14 protein-coding genes are annotated in these 16,778 nt (G+C 47.7%); all 14 read left to right on the forward strand.

Going from position 1 to position 16,778, the window contains the following annotated elements:
- The first annotated feature begins 229 nt into the window (after nt 1–229).
- The 14 genes from J2Z66_RS29370 to J2Z66_RS29435 all read left to right on the forward strand — a co-directional run bounded on the left by J2Z66_RS29370 (nt 230) and on the right by J2Z66_RS29435 (nt 16,712).
- On the forward strand, nt 230–832 hold the full coding sequence (locus J2Z66_RS29370; protein WP_209976312.1) for an SLOG family protein: 603 nt from the start codon (nt 230–232) through the stop codon (nt 830–832).
- 266 nt (nt 833–1,098) lie between these two features.
- Nucleotides 1,099–1,260 (forward strand): hypothetical protein, encoded by a 162-nt coding sequence (locus J2Z66_RS29375; protein WP_209976313.1) that lies wholly within the window; start codon nt 1,099–1,101, stop codon nt 1,258–1,260.
- Nucleotides 1,261–1,475: 215 nt separating this feature from the next.
- A complete protein-coding gene (locus tag J2Z66_RS29380; RefSeq protein WP_209976336.1) occupies nt 1,476–2,129 on the forward strand; it encodes an RNA polymerase sigma factor in 654 nt (217 codons plus the stop codon).
- Entirely contained in the window at nt 2,126–2,980 is an 855-nt protein-coding gene (locus tag J2Z66_RS29385) for a hypothetical protein (RefSeq protein WP_209976314.1), read from the forward strand. The genes J2Z66_RS29380 and J2Z66_RS29385 overlap by 4 nt, the downstream gene beginning before the upstream one ends.
- On the forward strand, nt 2,970–3,851 hold the full coding sequence (locus tag J2Z66_RS29390) for an ABC transporter ATP-binding protein (RefSeq protein ID WP_209976315.1): 882 nt from the start codon (nt 2,970–2,972) through the stop codon (nt 3,849–3,851). Before J2Z66_RS29385 ends, J2Z66_RS29390 begins: the two co-directional genes overlap by 11 nt.
- A complete protein-coding gene (locus J2Z66_RS29395; RefSeq protein WP_209976316.1) occupies nt 3,848–4,975 on the forward strand; it encodes an ABC transporter permease subunit in 1,128 nt (375 codons plus the stop codon). Before J2Z66_RS29390 ends, J2Z66_RS29395 begins: the two co-directional genes overlap by 4 nt.
- A gap of 64 nt (nt 4,976–5,039) precedes the next feature.
- Nucleotides 5,040–6,173 carry an ABC transporter permease gene (locus J2Z66_RS29400; RefSeq protein ID WP_209976317.1) on the forward strand — a complete coding sequence of 378 codons (1,134 nt, stop codon included), beginning with the start codon at nt 5,040–5,042 and terminating at the stop codon, nt 6,171–6,173.
- 156 nt (nt 6,174–6,329) lie between these two features.
- Nucleotides 6,330–8,027, forward strand: coding sequence for a sensor histidine kinase (locus tag J2Z66_RS29405; RefSeq protein ID WP_209976318.1), 1,698 nt, complete (start codon nt 6,330–6,332; stop codon nt 8,025–8,027).
- Nucleotides 8,024–9,571, forward strand: coding sequence for a response regulator (locus J2Z66_RS29410; RefSeq protein WP_209976319.1), 1,548 nt, complete (start codon nt 8,024–8,026; stop codon nt 9,569–9,571). The genes J2Z66_RS29405 and J2Z66_RS29410 overlap by 4 nt, the downstream gene beginning before the upstream one ends.
- A gap of 160 nt (nt 9,572–9,731) precedes the next feature.
- A complete protein-coding gene (locus tag J2Z66_RS29415) occupies nt 9,732–11,246 on the forward strand; it encodes an ABC transporter substrate-binding protein (RefSeq protein WP_209976320.1) in 1,515 nt (504 codons plus the stop codon).
- Nucleotides 11,247–11,286: 40 nt separating this feature from the next.
- Nucleotides 11,287–12,240, forward strand: coding sequence for a carbohydrate ABC transporter permease (locus tag J2Z66_RS29420; protein WP_209976321.1), 954 nt, complete (start codon nt 11,287–11,289; stop codon nt 12,238–12,240).
- 24 nt (nt 12,241–12,264) lie between these two features.
- Nucleotides 12,265–13,092: a carbohydrate ABC transporter permease gene (locus J2Z66_RS29425; RefSeq protein ID WP_209976322.1), complete on the forward strand. Its 828-nt coding sequence runs from the start codon at nt 12,265–12,267 to the stop codon at nt 13,090–13,092.
- Nucleotides 13,093–13,193: 101 nt separating this feature from the next.
- Nucleotides 13,194–15,401, forward strand: coding sequence for a hypothetical protein (locus tag J2Z66_RS29430; protein WP_209976323.1), 2,208 nt, complete (start codon nt 13,194–13,196; stop codon nt 15,399–15,401).
- Between the two features lie 36 nt (nt 15,402–15,437).
- Nucleotides 15,438–16,712, forward strand: coding sequence for a sialidase family protein (locus J2Z66_RS29435; RefSeq protein ID WP_209976324.1), 1,275 nt, complete (start codon nt 15,438–15,440; stop codon nt 16,710–16,712).
- Nucleotides 16,713–16,778 lie beyond the last annotated feature (66 nt).

Genomic DNA, 16,778 nt, shown 5'->3' on the forward strand with positions numbered 1-16,778 from the left:
GCAAGCAACAGGGTGCGACCTAGAGACACGAAAACCTGATTTTTTATAGGTCAGTCTTTTTGTACAATCCCGAAAAAAACAAGATGAAATACCGATTATTATGAGCGGATTCCCATCCAGCCTGATAGGGTCCATAGGGTCCCATTATACAAGGAAATTTTTGCAATTATCCATATGTCAGGGTACACTGGGTACGTCAGCTAGTTTTTTGAGGAGCAAGGAGCTAATTATGAAAAGCATATTAGTCACGGGCTACCGTGCGCATGAGCTCAGCATTTTTGATCAGAAGCATAAAGGCATTGCATATATCAAAAAAGCGATTGAAGCCAAACTTGCACCGCTCGTCGAAGAGGGACTGGAGTGGGTCGTTACATCCGGGCAGTATGGGGTGGATTTGTGGGCATGTGAAGTGGTCATCGATATGAAAAAGCGTTACCCGCACTTGAAGCTTTCTATAATAGCGGCTTATCAGAATCCCGAGGAGAAGTGGAAAGAGGATAAGCAGAACTATTACCGGGACATTCTAAGAGGCGTTGATTATTACGGGACGGTAAGCAACCAGCCTTATAGCGGCACATGGCAGCTATCAGCAAGAGACGACCTGCTGCTTAGAAAAACGGACGGCATTATCCTTTTCTATGATGAAGATTCCGGCGAGGCAAGCCCCAAATTTATCAAGCAAAGAGCGCTGAAAAGGCATGAGCAAGACGGCTATCTATACTTTAGTATTACCGCGGAAGACGTTCAGGGGATCGCTGACGATGAGCAGCGGAACCTGGATGGAATAGAAGATGGATTAGAAGATGGAATAGTAGATGGACTAGGTGAGTAGGGAACTTAACATTCCACCTCAAAGGACGCCAAAAAAACCTCCGGGCAGTTCGTCTATTCCAAATTTACCGCTTACGTTACTGTTACACACTCACTTAACGATGTTTTTCATCGTTAAAGTAGGTGTCTCCAGGTCAATCAGCCACTTTAGTGATGATTTTCATCGTTATATGAGCAGGTATGGCCCCTTTAGGGGGATAAAAGGGATTTTAACGATGTTTTTCATCGTTAAAGTAAGGTTGGAGAGGCGACCTGGTGCTTTTAGCGATGAAAAACATCGTTAAAGCAGCAGATCCTCTCAGCTCTTCATCCCCAGCGCCTTTGCCCGCTACGAATCTCCCCCAATCCAGAGAAAAAACCTTGCTAGCTGTCTATTTGAGCTTGATGTTCGTGCGATTGCAGCTGGAAGATGGAATGAGGCTAGTTTAGCTGCACAAATAGCTCACACCTGACGGGTTGTGGGCATTTTAGCGTTTTGAAATAAATGAATAATAAATTGAATACGCCGATGCATCTATTTAATTTGAAATCTCGTAGTATTAAGTAGCCAGAAAGAGAGAGAGAGTTTTGGACGATGAGAGAGTGAAAGCGTGATTGAAACATTGATTGGAAAAGTGATTGAAAAAGAGAGGAGAGGAAGGTAAATCAAAGAAGACAAATGGGTTGTACAGGCACAGCAGGGGAATGAGGCCGCGGTAGAACTGTTGATTCGCCATACTTATGATGATATTTATCGCTTCGTAAGGTGGAAGGTGCATGATGCCGATCTGGCATGGGATTTATCACAGATGGCCTATGAGAAAGCATGGGCCAAGCTGCATACTTTTAACAGTGAGCAGGGCAGCTTTCTGGTGTGGCTGATGACGATTGCTCATCATATTTGCATTGATCACTTTCGCAGTAAAGCTGTCAGGCAGGCAGGCCTGAATGAAAACTTAACGGATCACGTTCCTGCTGAGGGCGATTTTCTCGATGGTGTCCTTATGCGGGAAGAGATTAAGCAGGTATACACGGCTATTCAATCACTGCCGGAGGATCAGCGCGACGCGCTGCTTCTAAGATATAAAAGTGAGCTGACCTTCACCGAGATCGCGGCGGTGACGGCAGAATCGGAATCGACGGTGAAATCGAGGGTAAGACGGTCGCTGATCAAGCTGCGTGATATGCTGAGAGGCTCATCGGGTGAGCAACGCTCACATCCATCTCTGCAGTCTCAGTCGTCTCACCCGTCTAGCCCATCTCACCAATCTCACCCATCTCACCCATCCCATCCACAGAGGAAAGGAGAATTTAGATGATGGATAAACTTAATCCGAATCAAAAAAACAATCGCAATCATCAAGAGGATTTAAAGCTCGATCCGCAGGACGATCTGACGAACGACGCCGTCGACGAGATAGTGAGACATCTTCAGCTAATGCCTGAGCCGCCGCTGCCAGGGGGCTTTGTCGAGGAAGCCATGGCAGGCTGGCGCAGGTCGAGGGAGAAGCGCGTACTCCCTTCACTTGTAAGCCCTACTCCTCTGAATTTGCAGCAAATGGCAAGGATTCTTTTTTTGCAGGGACTTTGGAGAGATGTTGTGTGGGGAGTACTGTTATTCGCATTAGGCTTCCTGGTTTTGAATGTCGGCAAGGTACTCCCTCCGATGCTGATTCTACCGGTCGTCGGCTGTATTCCACTGCTGGTAGTTGTATCCAATACCGCCCGGCATGCGCTTTGTGGGATGGGAGAGCTTACGCGCAGTCTTCGGATTCCGCTGCAATGGTATGTGCAGGCCCGATTTCTGTTGGTAGGTGTAGTGTCATTAGTGCTTAATGAGATCGTCACAGTTGCTTTTTTTCCATTGTGGGGCGAAGAGGTGCTGTCGCGGGTAGCTTTGCTGTGGTGTATCCCGACACTTGTTAATGCAGCCATTGCCCTGATTTTATCTGCACGTATACGCAGCGTAGGACAACTTGCTTCCGTTCTCGTACTGCTTCCTGTCTTTTGGCTGATTCTCTTATCAGGGGAACCGATAGCTGTATGGACGGCCTCGGTCGAGTTGTTTTGGCTCTGGGGACTTGCCATTGCAGCGGCTGTACTGCTGGGCGGAGCTATGTTAATGAATGGAAAATATTTGAAAAAGGGAGGGTTCTTGCTTGGAGCTTAAGCTGCAAAATATCGTACACAATTTCGGCAGGAAACATATTTTGAAACAAATATCGATCTCTATGACGCCAGGTGTTTACGGCCTTCTGGGGCCTAATGGAACAGGGAAAACAACGCTGATGCGCATTGTAGCCGATGTGCTGACGCCAACCAGCGGTCAAGTTCTGCTGAATGGGCAGGATAAGAATGCCATGGGGGATCAATACCGTGCCCAGCTAGGCTACCTGCCCCAGGAGTTGGGTATGTACAGTCACTTCACTGCGCGTGATTTCTTGTATTATGTTGCAGCACTTAAAGGGCTGACCAAGAAGGAAGCAAGCGAGCGGATGGAGGTGCTGGCCCAAACGCTGAATCTGTCCGGGGAGCTGGACAAAAAATGCGGCAAATATTCCGGCGGCATGAAGCGGAGGCTTGGTATCGCTCAAGCCCTGCTTAATAATCCGCATATTCTTATTTTGGACGAGCCAACTGTCGGGCTTGATCCTATGGAGCGTGTACGCTTCCGGAATCTGATATCGGAAATATCGAGCGAGCGCATCGTTATTTTGTCCACCCATATTGTTCCTGACGTCGACCATATTGCGAAGCAGGTGCTGCTGATGGGGCAGGGAAAGCTGCTCCGTCAAGGAACAATTGGAGAATTAACCTCTGAGCTGCAAGGACAAGTGTGGCAAGCGATTGTTCCATCGCGGCTGCTGGCGCAAATAGAGGAGCGGGGCACAGTGGTCAATATGCAGCAGATGGATGCCGGGCTGGAGCTGCGAGTGGTCAGCAGGCATGCTCCCTGCGATCATGCTGTGCAAGTAAGTCCGTGTCTGGAAGATGTATATATGAACTACTTTCAGTCTCCGGGGGAGAGAATGCCTAAATGATAAGGTTGGTTAGCTTTGAACTTCGCAAAATGTTGATCCGCAGAGTCTGGCTGGCCATAGTTGCGTGTCTGGTTATTTCGGCTATTTTTTTCATAGATCATTACCCGTCGGGGATGAATAGCATTTTAGCGGTAAACAAGCAGAAGCCGGAGCTCATCGCTGCCCATTTGGGCCCGGTGCGGGCTGATTTGGCTGAACGATACGCGCCTACTCTGAAATTGGAGCGGGCGGAGGACAGCATAGGCACAGATGAAGAGAAAATAGAGCGTATTTTCCAGCAAAAATACGCCTCAGCGGCCTATCTCGCGAACCTTTTCGATGGCGGGTTAAACGAATTGAGAGCCCAGAAAATCCTAATGGAATCCCAGGGACAAGAGGGAACCTATATCTACAAGGATATCACTAAACAGCTCGGCATGATGGAGCGGTTAGATCCACCTGGCTTTTATGTGACAACGGATTGGGATAATCTGTTCCGCTTTATGTCCAATAGCCCTGCCACGCTGTTTATCGGTTTTGTCCTGGTGCTGGCGCTAGCGCCTCTATATGCTGGAGAGGCAAGCTACAGAATGGATGCGCTAATTTTATCCAGCAGGTATGGAAGGCGGAACATTGTCGCTGCTAAATTATTGGCAGGCCTGCTCTTTACGGTTGGTTGGGTTACAGCTTTTTATGGGGGATGTGCCCTGCTGAGCTGTATGCCGTTTGGCTTTGTTGGCTGGGATGCGCCGTTGAACAGTTACTTGAATGATAGCCCTTATGCAATGACACAGCTCCAGGGATTTTTGCTGCAATATGCAATTGCTTTAATGGGGTCATGTGGACTGCTGCTGCTCACGGCACTGATTTCCGCTGCATTCAGAAGCAGCTTTAGCAGTCTGGGTTTTGCACTGGTATTGGTTATTCTGCCACTGATCACCTTCCCAGGGGTTTTGGGAAAAATAATGCTGCTATTTCCAACTCATATCTTGGCGAGCAGAAAGTTGATTGAAAGCTACAAGTCGTTCAACTTGTTTAACAATCCTGTCCTTTATCTGCCGCTGTCGATCATCGTCATGGTCATTTTAGGCATAGTGATCTTGGTGTTGATTCCAAAAGCTTTTGAACGCCGTTTGAAGGTTTAACAGGTTTAATAGGTTCAATACCCGCTAGTTCGTATAATGGGTCTCAGAAGGAGCGTATACTCGAATGAAAAGGTTGGTCAGGTTTGAACTTCGTAAAATTTTGATCCGCAGAGTCTGGGTAGCCATGCTCGCGTGTTTGGCAATTACGCTTATTTTTTTCATGGAGTATTACCCCTCCGGGATGAATAGCATTTTAGCGGTAAATAAGGCGAAGCCTGAGCTCATCGCTGCCCATCTAGGCCCTGTCAGGGCTGATTTGGCTGAACGCTATGCACCTAGTCTGAAATTGGAGCGGGCAGAGGACAGCATAGGCACGGATGAAGAGAAAATAGAGCGTATTTTCCAGCAAAAATATGCCTCAGCGGGCTATCGCGCGAACCTCTTCAATAGTGGGCTGAACGAATTGAGAGCGCAGAAGATGCAATTGGAATCCAAGGGAGAAAAGGAAACCTACGTCTACAAGGATATAAATAAAAAGCTCACCATGATGGAGCGATTAGATCCACCTGGTTTTTATGTAACAAGCAGCTGGGAAAACCTGTTCCTCCTTATTTCGGATAACCCGGGCATGCTGTTTATTGGTCTTGTCCTGGTGCTGGCGCTAGCGCCGCTGTATGCCGGAGAGGCAAGCTACAGAATGGACGCGCTTATTTTATCCAGCAGGTATGGAAGGCGAAAGATTGTCGCTGTTAAATTAATGGCGGGGCTAATCTTTACGGTTGGTTGGGTTACAGCTTTTTATGGAGTGTGCATTTTACTATGCTGTCTGCCGTTTGGCTTTGTTGGCTGGGACGCACCACTGAATAGTTACTATCTCTTTGGTGATAGTCCTTATGCAATGACACAGCTCCAGGGATTTTTCTTGCAGTATGCAATTGCATTAATGGGAGCGTGTGGACTGCTGCTGCTCACGGCATTGATTTCTGCTGCATTTAGGAGCAGTCTAACTAGTCTTGGCTTTGCTGTGGCTATGATTATATTGCCATTCATCACCCTACCTGGAGTTTTAGGGAAAATGCTGCTTTTATTTCCTTCCAAAATCTTGGCGAGCAGAATGCTGATTGAAAGCTATAAGTCGTTTAACTTGTTTAATGTTCCAGTTCTTTATCTGCCGCTATCGATCATCTTTACGGTTATTTTAGGAATTGTCGCTTTGGCGCTCATTCCGAGGGCTTTTGAACGTCGCTTGAAGGTTTAAGGACTTCCCTGTAATTGATGTTAGCCGCTGGCTTCCAAACAAATGGAAGTTCAGCGGTTTTATTTCGTGCTATAATGGAAATCCAGACATTAATTAGACATGACGACACAGACAACAGGCTTTCTGGGCATTTGTTTTTTTAAATGGGGAGGTTATATGAATCTATTTCGTCGTCTATGGATGCATTTGACATCGAGATTGCTGTACAAAATGGTCATTATTTATTCACTGCTGGTCGTCACGCCGCTGATCGTGATTATCAGCTTATTTTACTTCCGCTCGACAGAAATTATCGAAACGAAAATAAGGGAAACAACGAACCAGACCTTAGTGGAGACTGCGGATAAAATAGACGGGATCTTAAAATTATTCGAACAAAAGGCAGACAATATTTCCCGTGATCTGAATGCAAACCGCATTCTCAAAAATGAATTAGATCCTGAAATGTTTACCTTAACGAAAGAAGAAAAGTCGCTTTACACGAAACAGCTCAAGGAACAGCTGAACCTGGAAGTGGCGGCAAATGAAATGATCGATGCTATTTATATTTTCGCGGACAACGGCAGTGTGTATGCTTCCGAAGGGGCAACTGAGGTAGAGAGCTATCTGGCATTGACCTATATAGCCCATGAAGTTCCAGGAAAGCTGGGCTGGGCGTTTTTCACCGATAATCAGCGGCTGATGTCAGCTATGGAAATCAAAAATGTGGCCATGGAGAAAAATATCGGGATGATTTCGATCGCTTTAAAGCCGGATAAAGTGTTCGAGATGTATGCTTCTTATTCGGATAAGTCTTTTTATATTGCAAATTCTGGGGATTTAATTCTTTCTGCTCATGACCTGGACTCGATCGGCTCCCGGTTGAGGCTGACTGGGGAAGATAAAAATACGATCGTCAACAAACGTATTTCTTTATATTCCGGCTTGGTTTATTACAGTATGATCCCCAAAAAAATGTTGAATAAAGAAATTAATGATCTGGCTTATTTTGCAGCAGGTATTACCTTAGCAGCCTGGATAGTCGTACTCATTCTGACTGTATTTATCCTGCGTTACATTACGAATCCGCTGGTCAGACTTGCCAGGCTGATGCGCATGGCGGAACGTGAAGAGTTCAAGCTGCTGGAAGGAGTTCGTACCCACGACGAGATTGCCCAGCTGTGTAACAGCTTTAACCGGCTAATCACTGAGATGCAAAATCTGATTCAAAAGGTCTACAAAACCGAGCTATTGAAAAAAGAAGCAGATTTGAAAGCGATTAAAATGCATCTGAACCCCCATTTTCTGTATAACACTTTGGAGTCTGTCAGTATTTTGGCCGGCGAGGCCGGCTCGAAAGAAGTGCCGGACATGATCCAGACGTTGTCCCGGATTCTGCGCTTCTCTATTTCACCGATTGAGGATTTTATTCCGCTGAAAACAGAAATCAATCTGGCCGTCTCATATCTTCAGCTCCATAAATACAGGTACAAAAACCGCCTGATTTGGCAAACGGAAATGGATGAGGAACTGTCCGCTATCAAAGTGCCCAAGCTTATTCTCCAGCCCATTGTCGAGAATGCCATTATTCACGGCATCGATCAGACAGGGCGGCCGGGAATGATCACCATTCGGGCTTATGAAAAGGACTATGATCTCTGGCTGGAGGTGGAGGATGACGGTCCGGGCTTCACTGCCAGGCCTTCTCCAAGCGGGCTCGGAACTGGACTCGATAACGTGACATCGCGAATTAAAATTTATTATGGCCAGGAATATGGAGTTTCTATGGAAAAACGGGCTGACGGCGCAAGTGGTACGGTAGTCCGGATTCGACTGCCTATCACACTTGAAAATAAGGAGAGAGATATCCTATGAAAGTTATGATCGTAGATGATGAGCAATTAATTCGCCGGCATTTGGTTGAGCTTCAAGAGTGGAAGCAGCTTGGCTGCAGTATTGTTGGAGAGGCCGGCAACGGACAGGAGGCGCTGCAGCTTGCGCATCTGTGCAAGCCGGATTTAATTATTACGGACATTCGTATGCCTCTGATGGATGGCATGCAGCTGGCAGAAGCGGTCCGGGCTCTGTATCCTCGTACACATATTATTTTTATCTCAGCCTTTCATGATTTTATGTATGCCAAGCAAGCCTTAAAGCTTGGGGCCATTGATTTCATCACGAAGCCGATTGATCTGGGCGAGCTGCTGGAGGCCGTGGAATTGGTTATGGAAGGGGCCAATCATTCGAATGTGGATGAACGGCTGCATCAGGAAAAGCTGGTGCGGCTGCTCCTTTCTGAGAAGGGGGATGCAGACGAAATAGAGAAGCAGGCCGGATGGTCTGAGGTCGCCGGCAAGCAAACGATGATATTTTCGATAGAAATCGATAATATCGAGCTGGCGGGCGCTGCCAGTGATCCACATTCCCTGTTTATGCTGAGGGAGATGACCTGTCACGTGATGGCACGTTATCCGTACCGGTTCTGGATCTGCCTGAACCGGAAGGGCGTATATCTGATTATTTTCCAGCCAGACGGGAGATTGTGGGATATGAAGACGGACAGCATGCAAATCGCCCGGGATATCATCTCCCATTTGCAGGACTCTTTTGAACATAGTATTTCTATCGGCATCAGTCAAATCCTGTCCTCCGTCCTTCACTTGCGCAAAGGGCTTGAACAAATTCAGGAATGTCTGGACTATAGGATGCTGCTTGGCAAGGGCTCCATCATTTCCAGCGACGCCTTGTCGCTGATCCGCGACGAATCTAAGCGCAAGGATGAAATCCATGTCGCGAACTTGGCAGAGCTGCTCCACGGAGGAAGCAAGGAGCGGATTTCCCCTTTTCTTCGGACGGTGTATCGCGATATGCTGGCTAAAGGGCTTGGCAAGCATCAGGTGCAGCAGTATGCGGTCGAACTGATGGAACGTGCGGGAAGCATTATGGAGGGATACCAGCTTTCAGGGTCTGCGGAGGAGCGGCTTGAGACACATAAGCAAATTCTGTCCTACGATATTTTATCCGACCTGTTGAAATTTCTGGAGGGCAAGCTGGCGGAAATGGCCGAAAAAATTGGGGCACTGAACAAGGAGTCGGTCCATAGTGTCATCCAAAGCGTGAATCAATATTTAGAAGCCCATTACCAGGAAGAAATATCACTTGTCTCGCTCTCCAAGGTGCTGCACATCAATCACTCTTACCTGTGTCGTCTGATCAAGAAGGAAGCAGGCATCAATTTTCGCGACATGTTGTGGGGCATACGTATCGAAAAGGCGAAGCAACTGTTGGCCAATACCGCCATTAAAACATCCTTGATCGCCTACGAGGTCGGTTTCAAAGATCCCTCTCATTTCAGCCAGTTGTTTAAACGGATTGCAGGTGTAAGCCCTAAGGAATATCGGGAGCAGCAGGCCAAATAATGGACGAATAGCGGCAGTTCCTAGAAGTGCCGAAAAGGATAAAAGTCAATTCCAGCATAGAGAGTAGTAAACTACAGCCCTATATTATGCGTTTGACAGCTATTAGAATATTAATTAGCAGTACATTTACTCAATTACATGTAAACGGGGGGGTTAGGGAATGAGGAAAAAAAAGCAGCATAAGCAAAGCAGGCTCACCTTGCTGGTCACTCTGATTGCAATCTGTATGCTGGTGCTTTCAGCTTGCTCGGGTGGCAAAGGCTCGACGACGGACAAGGGCACGACGGGGGACGGCAATGGAAACAGTGAAGGGGCTGTTCAGACAGGAAATGTGAAGCCAGTGGATGACGGCAAGAAATGGGTAATCAAATTCGACCCGCAGGGACATCTGCCAAGAAAGCCGGATGCCCAAAATCCTGCGGAAAAGAAAGCACTGGATGAACTAAACAAAGAATATGAAGCGCTCCACCCGAATGTCAAGATTGAGCTGGTGAAGGTGCCGAACACCCAGGATCGCAACGCCTGGCTGCAGGCTCGTATGATGGCCAAGGATGCTCCGGATATTTTCTGGCTGAATTTCGAGTCGACATGGGATCATTATCAGAAAGGCTGGTTTTACCCGGTAGACGAATGGATGAAGGATCCTACTCCTTACAATGACAACAAAGTATGGGGAGATACCTTCGTAGCCGGTATACTGGATTCGGTGCGCGCTCCGAACGGCAAGCTGTATGATATTCCGGCTGATGGCGTAGGAGTTGCCATTTTCTATAATAAAAAAATATTTCAGGATCTGAACCTTGAGGTACCGAAAACCTGGAAAGAATTCATGGACGTACAGGCCAAAATCAAGGCAAGCGGCGTAACTCCATTTGCTTTTAATATGGTGAACAAAGGCTGTTGTGATGCATCGTGGTCAGAAGCGCTGCTGCATAACCAGTTCCTGATCGGGCAAATTGATCAGCTGGATGAGAATAAGAACAACCGGGTCGATCCCATTGAAATCGCCCATGCGACGAAGAGCGGGCTGCTGCCGAACAATGAAATCTTGAAGCAAGAGGTTGCAATGATAAAGGAATGGATGCAGTATTGGCCCAAAGGTTATGCCAGCAAATACGATCAGACGGAGATGTTTACCTCAGGCAAAGCAGCCATGGTGTATGGCAGCAGCGGAACATTCTCGGCGTATAGAGCCATGAACCTGCCGTTTGAGTGGGGAGCATTTAATTTCCCGGTTGTAACGAAAGAATCTGCCCCGCTTTCCACGGAGAAAGGTGCTAAGATCCTTGGGCCATGGGGACCAGGTCAATGGATTATTCCGGGCTATCTGGAGAAGGAAGATCCGGATAAGCTGCAGATTATTAAAGATTATCTCATGTTCTTAAGTAAGCCGGAAAGCATTTCCAAGCTTGCGAAAGAAGCACAGACAGAGCCTAATATTATCGGGGCTACAGCACCTGAGGGCCACGAAGTATTTCAGGAGGATCTGCCTATTATTGTGATCCAGGCTTATGATGTGTATATGGGCAGATCATTCTCGGATAAATTCGAGAATGCGCTGATGCTTTACTTAAACGACTCGATTAGTATGGATGAGTATTTGAAACAGATTAAACAGGCCTATGATGTGGGAGCAGACGAAACGATTGCTGCGCAAGAGGAACAGGCGAAATAATAACAGTTCTTGAGATTGATGAAGTTAGGAGGAGTGCGTATTGGGCCAGACGAGCGAAACGGGGATGCCTCCAGGTGTTGGGATACGAACGGGCTTTCGCCGTCCTAAGAGACAGAATAACTTGATCGCTTTCTTATTTTTGCTGCCGACGGTGGCCATGATCCTTGTCTTTAATTATTACCCTGCAATCGCAGCTTTTGTATACTCGTTCACGAGCTGGAATGGCTTTAACGCCCCAGTGTTTAATGGTCTTGATAATTTTCGGGAAATTTTTGGAACAAAGGTTTTTTCTCAGGCATTCTGGAACCTTCTTTGGCTTACTTTGTTTCAGGTCGTTGCCTCCATCATATTCCCGCTGCTTGTAGCCCGGATGATTTATAAGGTGCGGAATCAGAAGCTGCAGAATGTGTACCGCATGCTGTTTGTGTTTCCGCTCGTCATCCCGGGGATGATCATCATCCTGCTCTGGCAATTTATCCTGAATCCGGATGTAGGGATGCTGAATGCGCTGCTTTCTCTGCTTGGCGTGCCGGAGGAGCATCTTCCGCTCTGGCTTGGCAGTATGGATACGGCTTTGGTGTCGCTGATGCTGATTGGCTTTCCCTGGGTAAGCGGCGTGTCGCTTCTGATTTTTTTGGCCGGTTTTCAGAGCATTCCGCAGGAAATCATTGAATCAGCTACAGTGGATGGAGCGAAGGGCTTCCGGCTGTTTTACAAAATTGAATTCCCGCTGGTCATATCACAAATTAAACTGATTCTCATTTTGACGATTATAGGGAGTCTGCAGAGCTTCCAGACACAGCTTGTGCTGACCGGGGGCGGTCCGGGGTATTCGACGACAGTTCCTGGACTGGTTATGTACCAGGAAGCCATGATCAATAATCGGATGGGCTTTGCCTGTGCGGTCGGTGTGATTTTATTCATTCTGATCTTTGCACTTACAATTATCAACAACAAATATTTGAAGTCATCCACCGAATTCAGTCCCAAGTAGTGGAAGGGAGGGACTTATACAGCTATGAAACACAGAGCTTTAGATAGCGCTTTCTTGATCAGGCATACAGTTATTTTATTTTTCGGTATTCTGACTGTCCTGCCATTTTTTGTTCTGCTCAGCTTGTCCTTCAAGGATTCGACGCAGTTTAATCTGCAGCGCTGGAGCGTCACATTTCCGTTTCATTGGGAGAATTATGATGCAGCCTGGCAGGCGATCCATGTTTATATTGGCAACAGCTTTGTGATCAGCGGGGTAACGGTCATTGGCGTGCTCGTTATTTCCTGCCTGGCGGCATATCCTTTGGCCCGGATTCATTTCTTTATGAAAGAAAAAATATACTTTCTGATCATTGCCCTGTTGATGATCCCCTTCACTTTGACCATGGTCCCTTTATTTAGTCTGGTTATTGAGTTTCGCATTCTTAATAGCTGGCTCGGCTTGTGGGGGCCTTATATTGCCAGTGGGCAGGTTTTCTGCATCTTTGTTCTTCGCTCCTTCTTCTCTTCTTTATCGGAGGAAATGTTCGAGGCGGCCAGGGTCGATGGGGCCAGTGAGATGAGGATTTTATTTTCAATTGTGCTGCCCTTGTCCAAAGCGATCATTGCCACGCTGGGGGTACTCAATGTATTGAACACCTGGAACGACTATATATGGCCGGTGATGGTGATCAACGATGATCGTCTGATGCCACTGACAATTGGGCTGATGGTGTTTCAGAAGCAGTTTACGACCGATTGGGGTCCCCTATTCGCAGGATATGTGATTGCATCCATACCGCTGTTAATTATGTTCATCTTTGCGAGCAAGCAGTTTGTGGAAGGGTTATCTTCCGGTTCGGTCAAAATGTAGTTCATGCAGTCACTCATTGCAGTGGCTCATTGCAGTCGCTCATTGCAGTACTCATGTCAGAAGCAGTGTAATACAGTAAAAATTTGCTGGAGGTATTCATCATGAAGGAAAGAAAGTATGAATTCCGCAAACGATTAGAGGTCGTTCATAAGCCTGATCGGCGCGATCCGGACATTGAACCGGGGGACGGCGAAATCGTAATCGGCAGCGATTGGCAGATTGTCATTAGCCGGCAGGCAGGACCGCTGGTGCTCCAGGTAGCGAAGGATCTGCAGGATTATCTGCTTGTGAGCATGCAGGTACCGGTAATGCTTCACCGGGTATCCCAGATTGACGAAATGGCGGCAGCCGGAGAACGGGTCATCGTTCTCGCCACGAAAGAGGAGTTGTCTGGTGTGAGTATCCTTGATATTGCGGACCTATCAGGGGCATCAGAAGTGCCTGGAGCAGGAATCCCAGCCGCGTTGGGGAGCAGTCTCACTAAACCTCGCAGCTACCGCATCCTGGCAGCAGGAAGCCGGATTGTGGTCTGCGGCTGCGACGACCGGGGTGCCGGACAAGGCAGCTACTATCTGGAGGACCTGATGAATCTGCGCGAAGCGCCCTTCATCCGGGAGCAGGATATTGTGCGGGAGCCTATCTTTTCCCCGCGCATGGCTCATTCCGGCTGGGGACTCGACCGCTACCCGGACGCGCATCTGAATGCGATGACCCATTCTGGCATTGACGCCATTCTGATCTTTGTCGAGGATGTGGACCGGACGCCGGAGGGCTATCAGGATTTCAATTATTTGGTGAACCGCGCTGCTTTGTATGGCCTTGACGTGTATATGTACAGCTATATGACCAACCGCAAGCATCCCGATGATCCGGGAGCGGAATCGTATTACGATAGTACCTACGGCCGTATTTTTGAAGCATGCCCGGGGTTTAAAGGCATTATTTTCGTCGGGGAATCCTGTGAGTTCCCGAGTAAGGATCCGAATACTACAGGCATACTGCGTCTGGAATGGCCTGCCGATCAGCCGCAAACGAAGCCGAGCCCCGGCTGGTGGCCTTGCTATGATTATCCCGAGTGGCTGAATATGCTGAAGAAGGTGATCCGCAAGCATAATGAAGAAGCGGAGATCGTGTTTTGGACGTACAACTGGGGCTGGGCACCGGAAGAGGAGCGCTTGAAGCTGATTCGCTCTTTGCCGGAAGATATCACGCTGCAGGTTACGTTCGAAATGTTCGAGCAGATCAAGCATGAGCATGTCACGAATGTTTGCGTCGATTATACCATTTCGTTCGAAGGGCCTGGACAATATTTCAGCAGCGAAGCGCAGGCCGCGAGTGAGAGGGGAATTAAGTTATATACGATGTGCAATACAGGTGGGCTGACCTGGGATATCGGTGTAATTCCTTATGAGCCGGTTCCTTACCAATGGGCGAGAAGGCATGCCGCTCTGATCAAGGCGCAGGCAGATTGGGGCTTATCCGGACTGATGGAGTCTCATCACTTTGGCTGGTGGCCGTCGTTCGTCAGTGATATTACGAAATGGACGTATTGGAGTCCGAGCCCCACAGCGGAAGACACGTTCACTGCGATAGCGCAGCGAGACTTCAGCAAGGAGGCAGTACCGCATGTGCTGGAGGCATGGCGGCATTGGAGCGAGGGGATTCGTAACTACATTCCTACGAATGAAGATCAATACGGACCTTTTCGGATTGGACCTTCTTATCCCTTTACGTTCCGTAAAAAAGTCAGCATTCCTTCTTCCTGGCATGCATTGTTTGGCAGCCAAATTGTTAGCGTCCCCTACGAGCCCGCAGAAGGGGCTCGACAATCGCTCGGAAGAGCCCGCTATGATGTGGAAATCGCCAGCCTGGAACGCATGGCCGCTCTGTGGCGGCAAGGAAACGCCTGTCTGGAAGAGGCTCTTGGCTTCACATCTGCCAGGAAGCAGGAAGAAGGCAGCCGGCTGCTGGTGATGAACCAATTTATTGTCCATGTTGTGCAGACAGCGATCCATATCAAGCAATGGTGGAAGCTGAAGCAGCGCTTGTTCAATGAACCTCATCCGGTAATGGCCGGTGCCATCTTAGATGAGATGGAGCAGCTGGCTCTGCAGGAAATTGCCAATGCGGAGGCCGCGATTCCGCTTGTGAACGCCGATTCCCGGCTCGGGTGGGAGCCCAGCATGGATTATATGACAGACGAGGCACATTTGCGCTGGAAGATTGCCCAGGTAAATAGCGTTCTGGAAGACGAATTTTTGAATTATCGCAAATCGCTTGCGCTAACCGATGCTTCTACACACCAATGAATTTTGCGAGCAATATAAAATTTGGAGGTTGGGTAAATGAAGAAATTCAGAATTATGCTTTTGTTAACGTTAATGTTGTCATTGTTTGCAGGTTCTTTACAAGCTTACGCTCAGATAGACCCTAACAGAGCAGTGAACCCGGTGTTCGAGTCGGTCGTTGTGCAGGCCAATGAAAACACAGTTACAAAGCGGGCATTTAACGGCGCGATTATTGAATTGAAAAACAACGAACTCTTGCTCACCTTTGATAATTATACCGATGTCGAAGATGATTCTCCCGGCGTCATTTCGGGCAAAATTTCCCAAGACGGCGGTAGAACGTGGGGAGAGAGTTATTTGATTCAGGAAAATATTGGTGTGAAAAACGTAATGAATCAAGGTATCGTCAGATTGAAGTCAGGAGCACTTGCTTTGTTTTTCGCCAAGCAGGACGATAGCGCGCATATCTATATGTACATGATTCGTTCTTACGATGAAGGCAGAACTTGGGATGAACCGTTGCAAATGACACCGCTTGCTGGCTTTCAAACTACGGCGAACGATCGTGCCGTTGTCCTGAGCTCCGGCAGGATCATTATCCCTCTCGGAGGCGACACGGAATCGATTCCAGGCAAAGTAGGTGCATTCACGATTTATTCGGATGACGAGGGAGAGACGTGGCAATTTGGTGATTTTGTCAATTGGACAACAGGCTACCCTGCAGAACCAGTGCTTGTCGAGCTGAAAGATCATCGTCTCATGATCCTGATCCGTACGATGCAGGGACACATTATTAAAGCATATTCGGAAGACGAAGGGGAAACCTGGGGCGAGCCGATCATAACGGATTTACAATCTCCGTATGCTCCACACATGATTAAACGAATTCCGGATAACGGCATGGGGCCATTGTTGTTAATATGGAACAACTCTCCTACAGAAGACCGCAGGCCTTTAACAATGGCGGTTTCCAACGATGAAGGAGAGACCTGGACAAATTTCCTGAATCTTGAGCCGACCAATACGGGAGTATATGCGTATCCATCGTTAACAACCTATCGCGATGAGGTCCTGATTACCTACTATACGATAAATTATCTTCCTGATAGGGTTACATATACCTTGCCGTTAAAGCTGCAAATTTGGAAATTGGCAGATATTACAGCTGGAACCGGGTTCGGGAATACGACGACCTTGACGACCGGGGTAAGCTCAATTTCGGCAGGGGAAACATTTAAGGTGAAATACGGATTAGGCAGTGTTGCCGAGCGTGTGTATGCCCAGGATGTTAATCTGACTTATGACATTAAGCATGCATTGAATCTGACATGAAATGTAATGAAGAATAATTTACTAAATAAGGTAAATTATGATGATCTTTTCATGGACAAAAACAAG

This window comes from Paenibacillus eucommiae, from assembly GCF_017874215.1.
Taxonomy (GTDB): Bacteria; Bacillota; Bacilli; order Paenibacillales; family NBRC-103111; genus Paenibacillus_AI; species Paenibacillus_AI eucommiae.